The organism is Micromonospora sp. NPDC048887 (genome assembly GCF_040649715.1).
Classification (GTDB): domain Bacteria; phylum Actinomycetota; class Actinomycetes; order Mycobacteriales; family Micromonosporaceae; genus Micromonospora.
The window spans coordinates 1-19612 of sequence record NZ_JBEZGA010000022.1 but is presented as its reverse complement, the minus strand read 5'-3'; the positions used below and the strand labels follow the sequence as shown (position 1 = coordinate 19612).

Genomic DNA, 19612 nt, shown 5'->3' with positions numbered 1-19612 from the left:
CGCGGGCATCGCGGCGGTGGGATGCTGACGCCGTCCACTTCGGAATCCGCGTCCCACCACCGCCCGACAGGAGACCGCGCATGAACCCGGTCCGACAGTCGTTGCTCGCCTCCGGCCTCACCGCCCTGGCCACCGCCGCCACGCTCGGGCTCGCGCCCGGCGCCGCCGTGGCCGCCCCGGCGGCCTCCCCCACCATCTCCGTCAACTGGTTCGGCTCGGCCGACGCGCGGGCGCACACCGCCACCGTGGGCGGCCGGTTCGACTGCGGGGCCGAACGCGGCCTCGCGTACATCGAGGTGCACCTCGACCAGCGGGTACGGCGCGGGTCGGTCACCGGCTTCGGATTCGGCGTGATCGGAGCCTGCACCGACGACCGCACCGCCGGCACCTGGACCGCGACCATCCCCGCCGACCAGGGCAGGTTCCGCCCCGGCCCGGCCACCACGACAGCCCGCCTGGTGGTGGAGCCCAACTCCCTCACCGAAACCACCGAACCCGTGCGCCTGCGCCCCCGCTGCGCCCGCCCCTGACCGGTCGACGGCCTCCGGTCAGGCGATCTGCCGGAGGTCGTCGCCGTAGTCGAAGATGATCCGTAGCCGGGCGCCGAGGGCGTTGGCGTACCGGCTCAGCGTGGCCACCTCGTTGACGTCGAGGTCGCCGTTCTCGATCTGGCTCACCCGGCCGGGCGTGACCCCCATGATCTCGGCGACCTGCCGCTGGGTGAGCCCCAGCCGCTTGCGCTCCTCGGCCAGGTGGAACGCGCTCACCCACGCGTCGGTCCGGGCGCGCTCCGCCTCGTACGCCTCGTCGTCGCCGCCGAGTTCGGCGCGGACCTCGTCCCAGTGATAGAAGTCGGTCACGACTCCCCCTTCGCTCGCGCTCGCTGTCGAGCCAAGCCTTGTAGGCAACCTCCGCTGCCGGGATGTGCTGCCGGTACCAGCGGGTCCAGTTGCCCGCCTTGTTGCCGGCGACCAGGAGGACCGCCTGCGACCAGGGATCGAAGATGAACAGCACCCGGATCGCCACCTCCCGACCGGAGCGAGGCCGCAGTTCCTTCAGATTACGGAGACTGCTTCCGCGCAGCGTGTCCACGAGTGGGCGCCCAGCCCTGGTCCGACCTCGGCCAGCTTGTCCACCGCCACCCGGACGCTCTCGTACGACGCCGGGTCGTGGTCCCACAGGTCGCGCAGCCAGTGCCGGACCTCTCCGGTCACCCGGACCGACCAGCGCTTCCCGTCCGCACCCATGGTCCGACTATAGCTTGAGCTAAACATGCCGGGGTAGCGGTCAGCGGCCGTCCAACAAGGGCTGGGTGGGGTTCCACTGGGTTCCGCCGGCGGCGTCGCGGCGGCGGCGGGCTATCGCGGACAGGGCCTCCAGCACCACCCGGTTACCCAGGTACGCGGTGATGTCGGCGTGGTCGTACGGCGGGGCGACCTCGACCACGTCCAGCCCGACCACAGGCAGCTCGTAACAGACCCGGCGGACCGCGTCGAGCAGTTGCCGGGAGGTGAACCCGCCCGGCTCGGGCGTGCCGGTGCCGGGTGCCATGCCGGGGTCGACCACGTCCACGTCGACGGAGAGGAAGACGCCCTCGCACTCGTCGGTCGCGATGCCGAACGCCTCGGTCAGGCAGGTGTCCAGCCCGCGCGCCACGATCTCGGTCATCTCGTACGAGCGCATCCGCTGCTCCGCCATCCACGCCAGCGTGTCCGGGCCGGGCCAGTAGCCGCGCAGCCCGATCTGGAGGAAGCGGTCGCCGCGTACCGCGCCGGACTCGATCAGCCGGCGCATCGGCTGGCCGTGCCCGTGCAGTGAGCCGAACTCGACGTCGCCGGTGTCGGCGTGCGCGTCGAAGTGCACGAGTGACACCCGGCCGAGCCCGTGGTGCCGGGCCACGCCCGTCGCGTCCGGCAGCGCGATGGAGTGGTCGCCGCCGAGGACCACCGGGATCGCCCCGGCGGCGGCGACCGCGTGCACGGCGGTCTCCAGTGCGGCGAGCGAACGTTCGATGTCGCCGCTGAACATCTCCACGTCGCCGGCGTCGTAGACGCACAGGTCCTTCAGCCCGTCCACGCGCAGCGCCAGCGACGGGCGGGAGCCGTCGTGCGGCAGGTAGCAGGCCTGCCGGATGGCTGACGGCCCGAACCGGGTGCCCGGCCGGTGCGAGGTGCCGCCGTCGAACGGCGCGCCGATGATCACGACGTCCGCGTCGGCGTACGTGACCGGCTCCTCGACTGTGCACGGCGGCACGCCGAGGAACGTGATGTCGGGGCCGAACATCGGGCCGTACCGGGTCATCGTTCCTCCATCCCCCACGGCGAACCGTAGCCGGTGAGCAGGTCCAGGAAGGGGACCGGCGGGAACGCCTCCGGCCCGAGCACGCCCGTGCCCGTCCACGCACCGGTGGCGAGCAGTTCCAGCGCGACGACCGGGTTGACGGCGGTCTGCCAGACCACAGCCTGGTGGCCGTACTCGGCCATCGACCACTCGTTGTCGACCACGTGGTACAGGTAGACGCGACGTGGCCGCCCGTCCGGGCCGGTGCCGGTGACGTACGTGCCGGCGCAGGTCTTGCCGCTCATCCGGTCGCCGAGCGTGGCCGGGTCGGGCAGCGCGGCGGCCACCAGGTCACGCGGGGACACCTCGACGCCGCGTACCCGCACCGGTTCGGTCGAGTCGAGGCCGAGCTTGTGCAGCGTGCGCAGGACCTCGATGAACTCGGCGCCGAGGCCGTACTTGAAGGTGACCCGCTTCGCCTCGACCCAGCGCGGGATGAGCAGCACCTCCTCGTGCTCGACGTTGACACACTCGACCGGGCCGATCCCGGCCGGGAAGTCGAACACCTCCGGCTCGCTGAACGGTTCGGTGGTGAACCAGCCACGCCCGGCCTCCCAGATCACCGGCGGGTTGAGGCACTCCTCGATGGTGGTCCAGATGGAGAACGAGGGCGCGAACTCGTAGCCGGCGACCGTCAGGTTCGCGCCGTCGCGTACCCCGATCTCGTCGATCTCGGCGAAGAGTTCGTCGGCGGCGTAGCGGGCGAAGACGTCGGACAGGCCCGGTTCGACGCCGATGCCGCACAGCGCCAGCCGGCCGGCGTCGGCCCACCGCTGTGCGACGGCGAACTGCTCGTCGCCGAGCTTGACCCCGGTCTCGGCGTAGGGACGCTCGGGGTGCGGCCGGGACAGCGACATCGCCATGTCGAGGTAGTCGGCCCCGGCGGCGAACGCGCCGTCGAAGATCGGCATGACGAAGCGGGGGTCGACCGCGTTGAGGACGTGGGTGATCCGGTGTTCCCGGCACAGCGCGGCCACCGCGTCGGCGCAGGAGGCGTCGACCGTGGCGGCGACGAACCGGTCGCCGTGCCCGGCGACGGCCCGCGCCGCGCGCGCCGGGTCGTGGTCGGCGACCACCATGGTCTCGAAGAAGGTACGGCGGGCGGCGATGGATACGGCGGCGGAGCCGACGCCACCGGCGCCGACGAGGAGGATACGCATCAGGAGTCGAACCCCAGTCCAAGACGGTCGAGAGTACGGAGCCAGAGGTTGCGCCGTCCGTCGCGCGCGTCGGCGCGGGCGAGCGACCAGCGGGTGAGGTTGATGCCGACGGACCGGACCGGTTCCGGCGGGAACGGCAGCGGCTTGCGGCGCACCAGGTCGAGCCGGGTCAGCGGGGTGTCAGCGCCGGAGAGCAGGTCGAGCGTCACGCGGGCGCCGAACCGGGTCGCGCCGACGCCGAGCCCGGTGAACCCGGCCGCGTACGCCAGTCGCCCGGAGTAGGCGGTGCCGAAGAACGCGCAGAACCGGGTGCAGGTGTCGATGACGCCGCCCCAGCGGTGGCTGAACCGCAGCCCGTCCAGTTGCGGGAACGTGGTGAAGAAGTGCGCCGCCAGCGTGTCGAAGGTGGCCTCACGCTGCTCCAGCGCGGGTGCCACGCGGTTGCCGTAGTGGTAGATCGCGTCGTAGCCGCCGAACAGGATGCGGTTGTCGGCGGTGAGCCGGTAGTAGTGGAACTGGTTGCCCGTGTCGGCGAGCCCCTGCCGGTGCCGCCAGCCGATCGCGTCGCGCTGCGCCACGGTCAGCGGCTCGGTCATCAGCGCGTAGTCGTACACCGGGACGACCCAGGAGCGCAGCCGACGCAGCAGCGGCGGGAACGCGTTGGTGGCGAGCACGACCTGCCGCGCCCGTACCGCGCCGGGCGCCGCGTCAGCGCCGCCCGCCGTGGTGGCGCGCAGCCCGGCGCCGTCGTCGGCCAGGCCGGTGACGCGGGTGTGCTCGTGCACGCGTACGCCCAGGTCGAGCGCGGCCCGGCGCAGTCCCCAGGCGAGTTTCGCCGGGTCGAGCAGGGCCACCCGGTCGGCGTCCCACATCCCGCCCAGGTACGTCGGCGACGCCACCTCGGCGCGTACCTCGTCGCGGTCGAGCAGCCGCACGTCGTGGCCGTACCGGCGGGCCAGCTCGGCGTCGGCGGCGAGCCCGTCCAGCTGGTACGGCTCGACCGCCACCGCCAGCTCACCGGTGCGTTCGAGGTCGCAGTCGATGTCGTACTTCGCCACGGTGGCGGCGATGGCGTCCAGGTTCTCCCGGCCCAGCCGCTCCAGCTCGGCGATCTCGCCGGGGAACCGTTCGACGCCGTTGGCGAGCCCGTGGGTCAGCGACGCGGCGCAGAACCCGCCGTTGCGCCCGGACGCCGCCCAGCCGCACGTGCCCGCGTCGACGAGCAGCACGTCGCGGTCCGGGTCGGCCTCCTTCGCCAGCAGCGCGGTCCACAGTCCGGCGTACCCGCCGCCGACCACGAGCAGGTCGGCGGCGTGCGACCCGGACAGCGGCGGCAGCGGGTCGGGCCGAACCGGGCGGTCCAGCCAGTACGGCACGGGCGCGGCGTCGGCCAGCGCCCGGCCGGTATGCGGCAGTGTCATGGCTTCCCCGCCGGTGTGGCGACCACCGCGAGGGCGGCGCGTCGGGCCCGCCGCCCGCGCAGCGAGGTGACCCCGACCAGCAGCAACGCGATCACGAACATGGCCGTGCCGATCACGTTCACCTGCGGCGGGATGCCCCGCTGGGAGGCGCCCCAGACGTACATGGGGAACGTGACTGTGGTGCCGGCGTTGAAGTTCGTGATGATGAAGTCGTCGAAGCTGAGCGAGAACGCCAGCAGCGACGCGGCCATGATGCCGGGCAGCACGAGCGGCAGCGTGATCCGGCGGAACGTCTGCCACTCGCTGGCGTACAGGTCCATGGCTGCTTCCTCCAGCCGCCGGTCCATGCCGGCGAGCCGGGCCTTCACGGTGACCACCACGAACGACAGGCAGAACATGACGTGCGCGATGACGATGGTCCAGAAGCCCTGCGGCACCCCGGCGGCCACGAACAGGGCGAGCAGCGAGGTGCCCATCACCAGTTCCGGGGTGGCCATCGGCAGGAAGATCAGCCCGTTGAGCCCTGACCGGCCCCGGAAGGTGTGCCGGACCAGCGCGAACGCCATCAGCGTGCCGAGGAGTGTGGAGACGACCGTGGCGATCAGGCCGATCTGCATGCTGCGCACCACGGCATCGCACATGTCCGAGGTGGCGCAGGGCTGCTTCCAGTTGTCGAGCGTGAACTCGTTGAAGTCGTAGGAGAGCCGGCTGGAGGGCCGGTTGAAGGAGAGCCCGGCGACCACCATGATCGGCAGCGTCAGGTAGCCGAGGACGAGCAGTGCCACGCCCATCACCCACCGGTCGGCTAGCCAGCGCCTGAGTCTCATCAGAGCCTGCCTCCATTCGCGACTGCGGGGCTCCGCTTCGCTGCGCTCCTCGCGCTCATCAGAGCACCTCCTCCGTGCCGGCCTTCCGCAGGTAGACGAAGACGATCGCCAGGATCGCGGCCATCAGCAGGAACGACAGCGCCGCGCCCTGCGGATAGTCCAGCCGGACCAGGAACGCCGAGTCGATGACGTTGCCGATCATGTACTCGTTCGGGGTACCGAGCAGTTCGGCGTTGATGTAGTCACCGGTGGCCGGGATGAAGAACAGCAGCGTGCCGGCGATCAGGCCGGGCATCGACAGCGGCAGCGTCACCCTGGCGAACGCGCGCGCCGGGCTCGCGTACAGGTCGCTCGCCGCCTCGAGCAGCCGGGGATCGAGCCGCTCCAGGCTCGCGTACAGCGGCAGCACCAGGAACGGCAGGAAGTTGTACGTCAGGCCGAGCACCACGGCGATCGGCGTGGCCAGCAGCCGGCCGTCCGGGCCGAGCAGGTGCACGTCGCGCAGCAGCCCGACCAGCGCGCCGTTGTCCGACAGGATGGTCTTCCAGGCCAGCGTGCGCACCAGGAAGCTGGTGAACATCGGCGCGACCACCGCCACCAGAAGCAGGTTCTTCCACCGGCCGGCCTTCTGCGCGATCGCGTACGCCAGTGGGTAGCCCATCAGCAGCGCGAGCACCAGCGCGATGGCCGAGTAGAGGAAGGACCGGGAGAACTGCGGCCAGTACGCCTGCAACGCCTCCGGGTAGTTGCTGAACGCCCAGGTCATGGCGTACCCGGTGGAGAGCGACCCGGCCGGGTCGTAGAGGCTGGCCGAGGCGAGCTGCACCAGCGGGAGCGCGAAGAAGACGAGCAGCCAGACCGCGCCGGGCAGCAGCAACAGGTACGGCAGGAGGCGGCTGCGCCCGCGCCGCACCGGCGGCGGCGCCGGTTTCCCGGCGGAGGTCGGTACGTGGGCCAGCGCGCTCATGCCGCCACTCCGCTTCGCTCGCTCATGGCAGCGCACCCACCGGCGGCTCGTCGAGCAGCGGCGCGGTCTGGTCGTCCTCACCGGCGGCCCGGGGCAGCAGGAACGCGTGCCGCGGATCCCAGTGCGCGGTCACCGCCGTGCCGACCGCCAACTGACCGCCCAGCCCGCTGTTAGCGGCGAACGCGGTCAGCTCGCTCCCCCACGCGGTGCGCACCAGGTACTGGGTGCTCACCCCGACGTAGGAGGCATCGGTGACGACGCCGCCGACGTGCTGGTGCCCGGCCGGCACCCGGTCCGGGCCGTCGGCCAGGTGCAGCTTCTCCGGACGTACGCCGAGGAAGGCCGGACCGTCGGTGAGCCGGGCCCGGCCGGCGGGCACCGAGAAGCGCGCGCCGTGCGCCGTGACCAGCACGTCGTCTGCGGCGCGACCGCCGGCTTCGGCGGCGAGCAGGTTGGACTGGCCGAGGAAGTTCGCCACGAACGCGGTGGCCGGGTACTCGTAGATGTCGGCGGGCGCACCGAGTTGCTCGATCCGGCCGGCGTTCATCACCGCGACCGTGTCGGCCATCGTCATGGCCTCCTCCTGGTCGTGGGTGACGTGCACGAACGTGATGCCGACCTCGGTCTGGATCCGCTTCAGCTCGATCTGCATCTGCCGGCGCAGCTTGAGGTCGAGCGCACCGAGCGGCTCGTCGAGCAGCAGCACCTGCGGGTGGTTGATGAGCGCCCGGGCCAACGCGACGCGCTGCTGCTGGCCGCCGGAGAGCTGGGCCGGACGGCGGCGGCCGTAGCCTTCGAGCTGGACCAGCGCGAGCATCCGCTCGACCTGGTCACCGACCTTGCGGATGCCGCGGCGGCGCAGCCCGAACGCCACGTTCTCGTGGATGTCCAGGTGCGGGAAGAGGGCGTAGCTCTGGAACACGGTGTTCACCGGCCGCTTGTACGGCCGCAGCCCGGCGATGTCCTGCTCGCCGAGCAGCACCTTTCCGCTGGTGGGCTGCTCCAGCCCGGCGATCATCCGCAGCGTGGTGGTCTTGCCGCAGCCGGACGCGCCGAGCAGGGCGAAGAACGAGCCCTGCGGGATGGTGAGGGTGAGGTCGTCGACGGCGGTGAAGACGCCGAAGCGCTTGGTCAGGTCGACCAGTCGCAGGTCACCGGCCGGGGTCTGCTGCCCCTTCACGCGCCGATCACCTGCTGGAACTTGGTCTCGTACTCCTTCTCCTGCGCCTCGTCGAGCGCCATGAAGACCTTGGCCTTGGACAGCATCGCGTCGTCCGGGAAGATCAGCGGGTTCTTCGCCAGATCCGGGTCGATCTTCTCCATCTCGGCCTGCGCGCCCTGCACGGGGCAGATGTAGTTGACGTACGCGGCCAGCTTCGCCGCCACCGCCGGGTCGTAGTAGTGGTTCATCAACGCCTCGGCGTTGGCCTTGTGGGTGGCCTTGTTCGGCACCAGCATGTTGTCCGACCAGAGCATCACGCCGGACTCGGGCACCACGAACTTGATCTTCTCGTCGTCGAAGCCGAGCTGCACCACGTCGCCGGACCAGCCGATGCACGCGGCGATGTCACCCTTGGCCAGGTCGGGCGCGTAGTCGTTGCCGGTGAAGCGCCGGATCTGCTTGCTGTCCACGGCCTTCTTGAGCTTGTTCAGCGCGTCGTCGAACTGGGCCGACGTGAACTTGGCCGGGTCGTGGCCGAGCGACTGGAGCAACAGGCCGATGGTGTCGCGCATCTCCGACAGCACAGTCACCTTGCCCTTGAGATCGGGGCGGGTGAGCAGCTCGTCGACAGTGCGGATCTCCTTTGTGACGTTGGCGTTGTACGCGAGCCCGGCCAGGCCGGACTGCCACGGGACGGCGAGCTGGGTCTCGGCGTCGAAGGAGCGACCGCGCAGCGACTGCAGCAGGTTCGCCTCGACGTTCGGCATCTTCGACTTGTCAAGCTTCTGCACCCAGCCGAGGCGGATCACCCGGGCGGCCATCCAGTCGGTGAGCACCATGATGTCCCGGCCGGTGCTCTGACATCCGGCGAGCTGGTTGCGTACCTTGCCGAAGAACTCGTTGTTGTCGTTGACGTCCTCGGTGTACGTCACCTGGATGCCGGAGGCGGCGACGAAGGCGTCGAGCGTCGGGCGCTTCGACTCGTCCTTCTCGTCGGTGTCCATGTACTGCGGCCAGTTCGAGAAGGCGACCTTCTTCTCGGTGGCGGACAGGTCCTCGCTCTTGCACCCGGCTTCGGTCTGCTGGGCGCCCTTGGTCCCGCAGCCGGCCAGGGTGCCCGCGGTGGCGAGCAGTGCGGCCGAGCCGACGGTCCCGGTGAGCAGACCACGCCGGGTGAGGGGCCGGAGGGGACGACGCATGTGACGACTCCTTGGGGGGCATCGTCGGCGGGCGGGACGGAGGGGCGCGCCGGCGGGAGGGTCAGTGGCGATGGACGACTGATCCTGACATGAGAAACCATCACTCACAAGGGATTCCGTTGCCGGAATAGCTAGTCACCACGAATTACGCCAGACTGCGTCGGGGCATTACGCTCGACACCGAGAATCGGACACAAGGAGCGCTCGATGGTCAACCGGCATCAGGAGAACGGAAACGGCGGCCGTCGCGTCACTGTGCGTGATGGCGCCAACCACGCTCTGCTCGATGACGTGGCCAAGCAGATCATCGAGCAGCTCCAGGAGGACGGGCGCCGCCCGTACGCGAGCATCGGCAAGGCGGTCGGACTCTCCGAGGCGGCCGTACGCCAGCGGGTGCAGCGGCTGCTCGACGCGGGCGTCATGCAGATCGTCGCGGTCACCGATCCGCTCCAGCTCGGCTTTCCCCGCCAGGCCATGATCGGGCTGCGCACCGACGGCGACCTGGAGTCGGTCGCCGACCGGCTGGCCGAGTTCGAGGAGATCGACTACGTGGTGATCACCGCCGGCTCGTTCGACCTGCTGGCCGAGGTGGTCTGCCGCAACGACGCGCACCTGCTGGAGATCCTGCAGAGGCTGCGCGGGGTTCCCGGCGTGCTCTCCACCGAGGCGTTCGTCTACCTGAAGCTGCGCAAGCAGACCTACAGCTGGGGCACCGCCTGATGCGGATTCCGTTGGCGTGACGCTCAGGAGACGCTGAATTCGTCGCCCTTAGGCTTGTTCACTTGCCTTATCGGCACCGCCTGTGGGATAACCGTGGGCAGAGCGGCCGGTGTCACCCCTGACCGGCCCGAGACCCGATGGGGCTGACATGGCCAACGCCACCGACCACCTGTGGATGCACTTCACCCGCATGGCGAGCTACCCCGCCGGCGAGGTTCCGACAATCGTCCGGGGCGAGGGCGCGTACGTCTGGGACGCGCAGGGCCGCCGCTACCTGGACGGGCTGGCCGGGCTGTTCGTCGTCAACGCCGGCCACGGCCGCGCCGAACTGGCCGAGGCCGCCGCGAAGCAGGCCGGCGAGCTCGCCTACTTCCCGCTCTGGTCGTACGCCCACCCGAAGGCCGTCGAGCTGGCCGAGAAGATCGCCACGCTCACGCCCGGCGACCTGAACCGGGTCTTCTTCACCACCGGCGGCTCCGAGGCCGTCGAGGCGGCGTGGAAGCTGGCCCGGGCCTACTTCAAGCGCACCGGCAAGCCCACCAAGCACAAGGTGGTCAGCCGCTACATCGCCTATCACGGCACGTCGATGGGCGCGCTGTCGATCACCGGGCTGCCCGGCATCAAGACCGACTTCGAGCCGCTGGTCCCGGGCGGCATCAAGGTGCCGAACACCAACTTCTACCGGGCCCCCGAGCACGGCGACGACCCCGAGGCGTTCGGCCGCTGGGCCGCCGAGGAGATCGGCCGGGCGATCGAGCGGGAGGGACCGGAGACGGTCGCCGCCGTCTTCCTGGAGCCGGTGCAGAACTCCGGCGGCTGCTTCCCGCCGCCGCCCGGCTACTTCGAGCGGGTCCGCGAGATCTGCGACGCCTACGACGTGCTGCTGGTCAGCGACGAGGTGATCTGCTCCTGGGGCCGGCTCGGCGAGTACTTCGGCGCCGTCCGCTACGGCTACCAGCCGGACATCATCACCACCGCCAAGGGCATCACCTCCGGCTACGCCCCGCTCGGCGCGATGATCGCCAGCGAGCGGCTGATGGAGCCGTTCCTCACCGAGACCGGCATGTTCGCGCACGGCGTGACGTTCGGCGGGCACCCGGTCTCCTGCGCCGTGGCGCTGGCCAACCTGGAGGTGTTCGCCCGCGAGGACCTGATCGGGCACGTCCGCGCCAACGAGGACGCGTTCCGGTCCACCCTGGAAAAGCTGTACGACCTGCCGATCGTCGGCGACGTCCGGGGCGACGGCTACTTCTACGGCATCGAGCTCGTAAAGGACAAGACGACCCGGGAGACGTTCGACGAGGCCGAGTCCGAGCGGCTGCTGCGCGGCTTCCTGTCCACCGCGCTGTTCGACGCCGGGCTCTACTGCCGGGCCGACGACCGGGGTGACCCGGTCGTGCAGCTCGCCCCGCCGCTGATCGCCGACCAGCAGCACTTCGACGAGATCGAGCAGATCCTGCGCGCGGTGCTGACCGAGGCGTGGTCGCGGCTCTGACCCCGATGACCGACTACCGGCACCTGTCGTACTGGCTGTCCGGCCTGGACGAACCGCTGACACCGCGACCCGGGTTGCCCGGCGACACGGACGCCGACGTGGCGATCGTGGGCGCCGGGTACACCGGGTTGTGGACGGCCTACTACCTGGCCGAGGCCGACCCCACGTTGCGCGTCGTCGTGCTGGAGCGGGAGATCGCCGGGTACGGCGCGTCAGGGCGCAACGGCGGCTGGTGCTCGGCGCTGTTCCCCACCTCGCTGCCGGCGCTGGCCCGGCGGCACGGCCGGGACCGGGCACTGGCCATGCAGCGGGCCATGCACGACACGGTCGCCGAGGTGGGGCGGGTCGCCGCCGCCGAGGGCATCGACTGCGACTGGCGGGCCGGCGGCACGGTGACACTGGCCCGCAACGAGGCGCAGCTCCAGCGGGCCCGGGCCGAGGTCGCCCAGGCCCACGCGCACGGGCTGACCGACGACGACCTGACGCTGCTCGACGCCGGCGAGGCCGCCGCGCGCTGCGCAGCCGACGGGGTACGCGGCGGCACGTACACGCCGCACTGCGCCGCCGTGCACCCGGCGAAGCTGGTCCGGGGCCTGGCCCGGGCGGTGGAACGCCGGGGCGTACGCATCCACGAGCGCACCCCGGTGACCGCGTTGCGGCCGGGCGCGGCGGTGACCCCGGCGGGCGTGGTCCGGGCACCGGTGGTGGTCCGCGCGACCGAGGGCTACACGCCGGGGCTACCCGGCCAGCGGCGGACGGTGGCCCCTGTCTACTCGCTGATGGTGGCCACCCCGCCGCTGCCCGAGGAGACCTGGGCGCGGATCGGGCTGGCGGAGCGGGAGACGTTCTCCGACTACCGGCACGTCATCGTGTACGGCCAGCGCACCGCCGACGGCCGGCTCGCGTTCGGCGGGCGGGGCGCGCCCTACCACTACGCCTCCCGGGTGCGGCAGGGATTCGACCGGGAGCCCCGGGTGTTCGCGGCGCTGCGCCGGGCGCTCGGGGAGCTGTTCCCGGTGCTCGGGCCGGACGCGCCGGTGACGCACGCCTGGGGCGGGCCGCTCGGCGTGGCCCGGGACTGGGCCGCGTCGGTGGGGCTGGACCGCCGCACCGGGCTGGCCTGGGCCGGGGGCTACGTCGGTGACGGCGTCGGCACCAGCAACCTCGCCGGGCGTACGCTCGCCGACCTGATCCGGGGCGTGGACAGCGACCTGACCGCGCTGCCCTGGGTGGGCCACCGCTCCCCGCGCTGGGAGCCGGAACCGCTGCGCTGGCTGGCGGTGAACGCCGGCCTGAGGGTCATGTCCTCAGCCGACCACACCGAGCACCGCACCCAGCGCCCGTCCCGCCGGGCCCAGACCTTCACCCGCTTCCTAGGCCACTGACCCACCCGGCTCCCACCCGGCTCTCACCCCGGCTCCCACGCCGTTGATCAAGGAGTTTGTGTCTTCCGGACACGGGTTCCGTGACACAAACTCCTTGATCAACGCGCGGAGGACCGGGGTGGGGGTCAGTGGTGGGGTGGGATTACCCGGAGGTGGCCCCGGCGGCCCTGCTGGGGGGTCTGGGGCTTCGTGGTGGGCTCGTCCTCGGGAGGGCGCGGTGGGGCGGGGCGGGCGGCCTCGCGTACCGCCTCGGCCAGCGCCACCAGGTCGTCGGTGGTGGGCGGCGGCGGCTCGAACTCGCCCTCGTGCCGCACCACGTCCCAGCCGCGCGGGGCGGTCAGGTTGCGGGCGTGCGGCTCGCACAGGTCGTACGTGTGCGGCTCGGCGAACGCGGCGAGCGGGCCCACCACAGCTGTCGACTCGTTGTAGACATAGGTCAGCGTGGCGACCGCTTGCCGGGGGCAGCCGTTACGGGAGCAGCGCCGTGGTGACCTCACCGCGGCAGGGTATCCCCATTACCGGGTCCGGCGCACCGCTTCGCGTTACGACACGCCCGTCTTGGTGATCACAATTCCACCGATCGACGCACCGGCACGCCGGACGGCCGCGCGACGGCGGGTGGACCGCCGGCCCGGGCTACCCTGTCCGACATGACGAGCCCCCAGAACCGCCGTCCCGGCTCCGGCCGGCGCACCCATCGTGACCGGCACGGTCGCGGGCTGCGCGGGCGGCTGGTGCCGGCCACCGTGCCGCTGGCCCGGACGAAGGCCGAGGTCTTCGACGATCTGGTGCTCGACACGGTGGAGTCGCTCGAACGCCGGTTCGCCAAGGAGCTGGCCGGGGTGGAGTTCGCAGTCGAGGACGTACCGCCGGATCTGAACGTCTACGACTCGGACGTGCTGGAGGACGGCGAGGTGCCGCTCGCCCGGCTGCTGCCCGGGCGTCCCGGCCGCCAGGAGGTGCCGCCGCGGATCGTGCTCTACCGGCGGCCGCTGGAGTTCCGCGCGATGGACCGCGAGGACCTCGCCGACCTGGTGCACGACGTGATCATCGAGCAGGTGGCGAACCTGCTCGGGGTCGACCCCGACGAACTGGCCTGACCTCGGCCGGCCCGGCTGGGCGCCGCCACCCGGCCGGACGCGCCGGCCGGACGGCGACCCGGGTCCGGGCGGCCCCCACCGCCCACGGACCCGTACGCGGATCAGGCGGCGACCCGCCGCTTGAGCTTGCGCCGCTCCCGCTCGGAGAGGCCACCCCAGATTCCGAACCGCTCGTCGTGGCCGAGCGCGTACTCCAGGCATTCCGTCTTCACTTCGCACCGCGAGCAGATGCGCTTCGCCTCGCGGGTCGAGCCGCCCTTCTCGGGAAAGAACGCCTCCGGGTCGGTCTGCGAGCAGAGCGCTCGCTCCTGCCACTCCGGCGCGTTCCCGAGCAGGTCGGCCACCTCGAGCTGGCCGTCCATCGATTGCCTCCTTGTCGCGCACCGGCGTCATTCGCCGCTGCAACCCCCCACGCGAAAGGCGTGCCTGTCCGTACGGTCACCATTTGTTGCGTTCCGTGCGAACAACCCCATTCAAATTACACGCGTGTAATGCGTGCGCCGTCAAGCCAAACTTGATAATGGAGTCGCCCTCCCGACACGTCCGGGACGACCGCCGCGGTCGCCCGTAGCCTCGCAACCTGCCCTATCGATTCAGACCCCGGACGAGTAACGCCCTCCCCGGCGAGTTGCCGGAAGTTTTCTGCCGTGGCGTATCGCCGACAGGCCGGCCGGACGCCCCCGCCGGCCGCTCGTACCAAGATCAGAATGGTGGGGCAAAGGGTAACGCGCCTCCCGCGGTACCGCCCGTCGAGCCGGCCAACGCCGACCGCGCCCCGTCCACCATGTGGACGAGGCGCGGGTTCCGGCGCGACTGACGGATCAGTCCAGGCGAGCTGGTGAGCTGGTGGGCCAGACGAATTCGGCGATCGACCCGCCGGTGACCGAGATCGCGCCGGCCGACGTCTTCTCGTCCCACCAGACGGTATAAACACCCGCCTCCAGATCCGGGTAGACGGCACTGTGGAAAACCCCGTCCCGGACGTGCCGCTCGCGTACGGCGGAGTGGGTCCGCGAACCGCCGAGGTCCACGCGGCTGATCTCGATCTCCCGGCCGTGCAGGTCCCGGCCGGTGTGGATGATCAGTGCGCCCCGGTCGCCGCCGAGGTCGAGCACGACGCTGCCGACCTCAGACGGGCCGAGATCGTGACGGTGTGACATTCGCCGGCTCCCGTCAGGACTTCTTCGCCTGCGGGTTGCCGAACCCGTCGTACGGCGTACCGAGGAACGGGAAGTCGGCCAGGAACGGCGCGGTGACGTCGGCCGCGCTCAGGCCCGGTGTCACGGCCGCCGCGGCGGCGTCCGGCCGGAACGTCTTGTCGACGAGCGGCACGGTCAGCCCGGCGATGGCACGCAGCGCGATCGTCACCACGTCGTCGGCGACCCGGCGGCCGTTGGGGAACCCGGCCAGATCGCCGCCGAGCACGCCGAACCGGTCCGGCTTGCCGGTGGGCCGGATCGCCGTGTTCAACCGCAGCATGTCCGCCTGCGTGTCGCCGGTGGTGTTGGCGAAGCCGTCGATCAGTCCGGCCGGGATGCCGGTGAGCAGGATCGCCACCAGGTCGGCGCGCGGCTTCTTGGACTTGTTCAGCGCGTCCAGGTTTCCGAACACGCCCGGGTAGAGCGCCGGCAGCAGCGCGGCCAGCTCGGGCCGCTCGACGAACCCGGCGAACCGCTTGTCCTCCGACGGTGGCAGCGTGTTCCACAGGTCCTTCCTGGACATCGGCACGACGACCTCGTTGAACAACGGGTTACCGAGCCGCGACACCTGCGTGAAGGGCCCGGCTGCGGTGTCGGCGGACACCCGGTCACCGAGCACCCGCACCTGCTGGCGGGACGCGCTGGTCCAGACCCCGATCGTCGAGGCACGGTCGGCGTAGCCGTAGCGGGCGGCCTTGCGGCGTACCTGGTTCAGCGGCACCTGCACGGCGAGGGAGTGCACGTTGAGCCGGTCCAGCGCGTTGACCGGCTCCCCCTCGTTCCGGAACAGCTTCTTGCCGGCGACGTGCAACTGCTGGAACGGCCGCAGCGTACCCAGGTCGAACACCGCGCCCAGGTCGACGAAGAAACCGTCGGCCCGCTGGCCGGCGAAGACCTTCTCGCCGGTGGACAGCTTGAACGTCGCCTGCCGGACCAGGTTCTGGTAGTTCGGCGTGGAGAGCGGGCCGACGTTGCACGGCGGACAGGGCAGCTTGTGCGCCAGCACCCGGGCACGGCCGTCGGCGATCCGGGTCAGCCGGTAGAACTGCCGCCGGTTCCAGTTCTTGCTCTCCAGCGACTCGATCGGCCCGGTGTTGTAGAGAAAACTGTTCGGGTTCGTGATCTCGGTAGTGAATTCGAAACGATAGGTGACGTCCGGATAACCGTCTCCATCGTTGTCGATGTGAATCTCGTACCGGACGTCGTCTCCGAACTCGAAGAAGTTCGGGCCGCCGGAGGGGAGCTGCACCGGCACGTAGTTGGCGATCAACGTGACGGTGTCCGGCTGGCTCGGCGTGACGAACGCGTACAGGTCGGAACTGTCGGCGACCGGATCCTTGGCGATCTCCGGGGCCTCGCGGTGAGAGGACATGGCGGACGCACCTTCGTCGGGGGAACGGAAAGCGGAACCGGCGCCGGGAAACCGCGCCGGCGGAGCGTGGATCAGCGCCGGCCGGCGGCGCGCACCAGGCGGTCGGCCAGGCCGCGGTCGCGCACCTCGACCCGGTTGGTACCGACGAAGACGTCCATGACGCCGGCGGCGGCGTCGCGCAGGTGGACCACGATCGGCTCGTCGCGCCGGCTAGCCGTGGGGGCGTTCTGGGCGGCGGACAGGCCCGGCACGGTGAGGGCGGCGGCGCCAAGTGTCGCGCTCGCCGCGGCGGTGAGCGTCTGCCTGCGGGTCAACCGCGGCCAGGTCCGCCGTTTCGGCGCGTCGGTGGTCTCGTCAGTGCTCATCGGCAACCTTTCCGGACCGGCGCCGCAGCGCCGCAGCGGGCCGGGCACCCGGACGCCGCCGGGCCCCGGTTCGGGGTCACCGGCGGCGGTCCTCGCCGAAACCGCCGCCGGCATCCACAGGTACGGCGCGCGGCGGGGAAAGGTTCGACCTCAGGCGCGGGCGTGACCGTACGCGGTCGTCCGCTTGCGGAACGGCCGCCCCGCGGCGGTGGCGATCGCGCGCAACTGCTCCTCGGTACGGGCCGAACCGTTGCCCGAGCCGGCCATCCGGGAGATGGTCTCCTCCATCAGCGTGCCGCCCAGGTCGTTGCAGCCGCCGCGCAGCATCGCCACGGTGCCCTCGTCGCCGAGCTTCACCCAGGAGCACTGGATGTTGTCGATCCGGCCGTGCAGCAGCAGCCGTGCCATCGCGTGCACCACCCGGTTCTCCCGCCAGGTCGGGCCCGGGCGGGCGATGCCGGCCAGGTAGATCGGCGCGTTCGTGTGCACGAACGGCAGCGCCACGAACTCGGTGAACCCGCCGGTGCGGTCCTGCACGCCGGCCAGCACCCGGAAGTGGGCCAGCCACTGGCCCGGGTGGTCCACATGGCCGTACATCATCGTGGAGCTGGACCGGATGCCCAGCTCGTGCGCCGTGCTCACCACCTCGACCCAGGCGGCGGCCGGGAGCTTGCCCTTGGTGAGCACCCAGCGCACGTCGTCGTCGAGGATCTCGGCGGCGGTGCCCGGGATGGTGTCCAGCCCGGCCTCGCGGAGCCGCAGCAGCCACTCCCGCACCGGCACGCCGGCCTTCGCGGCGGCGGTGACGATCTCCATCGGGGAGAACGCGTGCACGTGCATGCCCGGCACCCGCGCCTTGATCGCGCGGACGATGTCGGCGTAACCGGTCACCGGCATCTTCGGGTCGATGCCGCCCTGGAGGCAGACCTCGGTCGCGCCCGCCACCCAGGCCTCCTCGGCGCGGTCGGCGACCTGCTCCAGGGAGAGCCGGAACGCGTCGGCGTCGCTCTCCCGCTGGGCGAACGCGCAGAAACGGCAGCCCACGTAGCAGACGTTCGTGAAGTTGATGTTGCGGTTGACCACGTAGGTGACGTCGTCGCCGACCGCGTCCCGGCGCGCGTCGTCGGCGAGCCGGCACAGTTCTTCCAGCGCCGGGCCGTCCGCGCCGAACAGCGCCAGCGCCTTGGCCTCGTGCGCCGGCGTGAGCAGCGCGGCCGGGTCGTCGGCGGCCAGCCGCAGGCCCGCGCGCAGGTCGGCGTCCGCGCCCGCACCCGGGGGTACGCTCACGCGCGCCTCCGGCGCCACCTTGCCGGCCACCTCGGCCCAGTCGCCGTAGACGCTGTCGAAGTCGCCCCGCCGGTCCTCGGTGCGGCCGGTGACGTCGATGGTGGCGTGCAGGTCCGTCCGGCCGCCGTAGACCTCCTCCGGCTCCTGCCACGGCCGACCCACCGGGCGGGCCGTCTCGACCGCGAGCCCGGTGGCCGGGTCGGCGAGCGCTGTGACGTGCGGCAGCAGACGCGGATCAAGCCACGGCTCGCCCGCGCGGACGTACTCCGGGTAGACGGTCAGCCGCTCGCGCAGCGTGAACCCGGCACTCGCGGTACGCGCGGCCAGCTCCTCCAGGTGCGGCCAGGGCCGCTCCGGGTTGACGTGGTCGGGCGTGACCGGGGAGACGCCGCCCCAGTCATCGATGCCGGCGCTCAGCAGCAGGTCGTACTCGCCCGCGATGAGGTTCGGCGGGGCCTGGATGCGGGCCTTCGGGCCGAGCAGCACCCGGGCCACCGCCACTGTGGCGGCCAGGTCGTGCAGCTCCGCGTCGGGCATGCCGCGCATCGCGGTGTCCGGCTTGGCGCGGAAGTTCTGCACGATCACCTCCTGGAGGTGGCCGTACTCCCGCATCGCCCGGCGGATCGCGAAGATCGCGTCGACCCGCTCCGCCCGGTCCTCGCCGATGCCGATCAGGATTCCGGTGGTGAACGGCACCCCGACCCGGCCGGCGTCGTCGAGCACCCGCAGGCGTACCGCGGGCTCCTTGTCCGGCGAGCCGTAGTGCGGGCCGCCCGGTTCCGACCAGAGCCGGGTGGCCGTGGTCTCCAGCATCATGCCCATGCTCGGCGCGACCGGCTTGAGCCGCTGCAACTCCGACCAGGTGAGCACGCCCGGGTTCAGGTGCGGCAGCAGGCCGGTCTCCTCCAGCACCGCCACCGCGCAGGCGCGCAGGTAGTCCAGCGTCGAGTCGTACCCCCGCTCGTCCAGCCACCGGCGGGCCGCCGGCCACCGCTCCTCCGGCCGGTCGCCGAGCGTGAACAGCGCCTCCTTGCAGCCCTGCGCGGCGCCCTCGCGGGCGATCGCCAGCACCTCGTCGCGTTCCAGGTAGGCAGCGGGCAGCCGGTGCGGCACTGTGGCGAACGTGCAGTAGTGGCAGCGGTCCCGGCAGAGCCGGGTCAGCGGGATGAAGACCTTCTTCGAGTACGTGACCACGCCCGGCCGCCCGGCCTCGCGCAGCCCGGCGTCCCGGATGTCGGAGGCGATCCGGAGCAGCTCGTCGAGCATCGGCCCGCGCGCGGCCAGCAGCGCGCCCGCCTCGGCGGCGTCGAGCGCCCGGCCGGTGGCGGCCCGCCCCAGCGCCCGCCGGATGCTCGCCTCGGTCGGTTCGGGGTCGCTGCGATCAACCATCCGCCCAGCCTATGCGCTGCCGGACGCCTCGCCGCCCGCGCCCGGTTCCGGTCCGGGCAGCGGGACGCCGGCGGTGACCCGCCGCACGGCGACGGCCCGGACGCGTACGACCGGGGCGGCCGCGCGGCGGAACCGCCGGCGGCGGGCGACCGACCGGCAGGGACTGGACCCGGTACGGGTCGAGGCCGAGCAGGCGTACGGCCGCACTGGCCGCACCGGTCACC

Annotated in this window: 19 protein-coding genes and 1 pseudogene; 5 read left to right on the top strand and 15 right to left on the bottom strand. The window is 71.7% G+C overall.

Going from position 1 to position 19612, the window contains the following annotated elements:
- Positions 1–80 precede the first annotated feature (80 nt).
- Positions 81–530 (top strand): hypothetical protein, encoded by a 450-nt coding sequence (locus tag AB0C17_RS26090; protein WP_357387956.1) that lies wholly within the window; start codon positions 81–83, stop codon positions 528–530.
- Between the two features lie 18 nt (positions 531–548).
- On the opposite strand, the gene AB0C17_RS26085 is transcribed toward AB0C17_RS26090, so the two are convergent.
- From AB0C17_RS26085 to AB0C17_RS26045, 9 genes and pseudogenes are all read right to left on the bottom strand, one after another.
- On the bottom strand, positions 549–860 hold the full coding sequence (locus AB0C17_RS26085) for a helix-turn-helix domain-containing protein (RefSeq protein WP_216932161.1): 312 nt from the start codon (positions 858–860) through the stop codon (positions 549–551).
- Between the two features lie 28 nt (positions 861–888).
- A pseudogene (locus AB0C17_RS26080) lies at positions 889–1247 on the bottom strand (type II toxin-antitoxin system RelE/ParE family toxin); the annotation flags it as partial.
- Between the two features lie 40 nt (positions 1248–1287).
- Positions 1288–2301, bottom strand: coding sequence for an agmatinase (speB, locus tag AB0C17_RS26075; RefSeq protein ID WP_357387958.1), 1014 nt, complete (start codon positions 2299–2301; stop codon positions 1288–1290).
- On the bottom strand, positions 2298–3500 hold the full coding sequence (locus AB0C17_RS26070; protein WP_357480922.1) for a saccharopine dehydrogenase C-terminal domain-containing protein: 1203 nt from the start codon (positions 3498–3500) through the stop codon (positions 2298–2300). The genes speB and AB0C17_RS26070 overlap by 4 nt, the downstream gene beginning before the upstream one ends.
- Complete coding sequence (locus AB0C17_RS26065) at positions 3500–4921, bottom strand: FAD-dependent oxidoreductase (RefSeq protein ID WP_357480919.1); 1422 nt, start codon at positions 4919–4921, stop codon at positions 3500–3502. Before AB0C17_RS26065 ends, AB0C17_RS26070 begins: the two co-directional genes overlap by 1 nt.
- Positions 4918–5748 carry an ABC transporter permease gene (locus tag AB0C17_RS26060; protein ID WP_357387964.1) on the bottom strand — a complete coding sequence of 277 codons (831 nt, stop codon included), beginning with the start codon at positions 5746–5748 and terminating at the stop codon, positions 4918–4920. Before AB0C17_RS26060 ends, AB0C17_RS26065 begins: the two co-directional genes overlap by 4 nt.
- Before the next feature lie 58 nt (positions 5749–5806).
- Positions 5807–6715 carry an ABC transporter permease gene (locus AB0C17_RS26055; RefSeq protein WP_357387966.1) on the bottom strand — a complete coding sequence of 303 codons (909 nt, stop codon included), beginning with the start codon at positions 6713–6715 and terminating at the stop codon, positions 5807–5809.
- 22 nt (positions 6716–6737) lie between these two features.
- Entirely contained in the window at positions 6738–7895 is a 1158-nt protein-coding gene (locus AB0C17_RS26050) for an ABC transporter ATP-binding protein (protein ID WP_357470237.1), read from the bottom strand.
- Positions 7892–9076 (bottom strand): spermidine/putrescine ABC transporter substrate-binding protein, encoded by a 1185-nt coding sequence (locus AB0C17_RS26045; RefSeq protein ID WP_357387969.1) that lies wholly within the window; start codon positions 9074–9076, stop codon positions 7892–7894. Before AB0C17_RS26045 ends, AB0C17_RS26050 begins: the two co-directional genes overlap by 4 nt.
- Positions 9077–9283: 207 nt before the next feature.
- On the opposite strand from AB0C17_RS26045, the gene AB0C17_RS26040 reads away from it, so the two are divergent.
- The 3 genes from AB0C17_RS26040 to AB0C17_RS26030 all read left to right on the top strand — a co-directional run bounded on the left by AB0C17_RS26040 (position 9284) and on the right by AB0C17_RS26030 (position 12676).
- Positions 9284–9796 (top strand): Lrp/AsnC family transcriptional regulator, encoded by a 513-nt coding sequence (locus AB0C17_RS26040; protein WP_357387970.1) that lies wholly within the window; start codon positions 9284–9286, stop codon positions 9794–9796.
- A 148-nt stretch (positions 9797–9944) separates the two neighbouring features.
- A complete protein-coding gene (locus AB0C17_RS26035) occupies positions 9945–11291 on the top strand; it encodes an aspartate aminotransferase family protein (RefSeq protein WP_357480916.1) in 1347 nt (448 codons plus the stop codon).
- Between the two features lie 5 nt (positions 11292–11296).
- Positions 11297–12676 carry an FAD-dependent oxidoreductase gene (locus tag AB0C17_RS26030; RefSeq protein ID WP_357480962.1) on the top strand — a complete coding sequence of 460 codons (1380 nt, stop codon included), beginning with the start codon at positions 11297–11299 and terminating at the stop codon, positions 12674–12676.
- A gap of 125 nt (positions 12677–12801) precedes the next feature.
- Here AB0C17_RS26030 and AB0C17_RS26025 read toward each other — a convergent pair whose 3' ends face one another.
- Positions 12802–13173: a DUF3499 domain-containing protein gene (locus AB0C17_RS26025; protein ID WP_357387972.1), complete on the bottom strand. Its 372-nt coding sequence runs from the start codon at positions 13171–13173 to the stop codon at positions 12802–12804.
- A gap of 153 nt (positions 13174–13326) precedes the next feature.
- Here AB0C17_RS26025 and AB0C17_RS26020 point away from each other — a divergent pair, with 153 nt between their 5' ends.
- Entirely contained in the window at positions 13327–13776 is a 450-nt protein-coding gene (locus AB0C17_RS26020) for a metallopeptidase family protein (RefSeq protein ID WP_357387974.1), read from the top strand.
- A 101-nt stretch (positions 13777–13877) separates the two neighbouring features.
- Here AB0C17_RS26020 and AB0C17_RS26015 read toward each other — a convergent pair whose 3' ends face one another.
- The 5 genes from AB0C17_RS26015 to AB0C17_RS25995 all read right to left on the bottom strand — a co-directional run bounded on the left by AB0C17_RS26015 (position 13878) and on the right by AB0C17_RS25995 (position 19388).
- A complete protein-coding gene (locus tag AB0C17_RS26015) occupies positions 13878–14138 on the bottom strand; it encodes a WhiB family transcriptional regulator (protein ID WP_013284161.1) in 261 nt (86 codons plus the stop codon).
- A gap of 459 nt (positions 14139–14597) precedes the next feature.
- Entirely contained in the window at positions 14598–14936 is a 339-nt protein-coding gene (locus AB0C17_RS26010; RefSeq protein WP_357470230.1) for a phospholipase, read from the bottom strand.
- Positions 14937–14949: 13 nt separating this feature from the next.
- Complete coding sequence (locus AB0C17_RS26005) at positions 14950–16347, bottom strand: DUF4331 domain-containing protein (RefSeq protein WP_357470227.1); 1398 nt, start codon at positions 16345–16347, stop codon at positions 14950–14952.
- Positions 16348–16418: 71 nt separating this feature from the next.
- Positions 16419–16712 (bottom strand): hypothetical protein, encoded by a 294-nt coding sequence (locus AB0C17_RS26000; protein ID WP_357387980.1) that lies wholly within the window; start codon positions 16710–16712, stop codon positions 16419–16421.
- Between the two features lie 150 nt (positions 16713–16862).
- Positions 16863–19388 carry a bifunctional FO biosynthesis protein CofGH gene (locus AB0C17_RS25995; RefSeq protein WP_357470224.1) on the bottom strand — a complete coding sequence of 842 codons (2526 nt, stop codon included), beginning with the start codon at positions 19386–19388 and terminating at the stop codon, positions 16863–16865.
- Positions 19389–19612 lie beyond the last annotated feature (224 nt).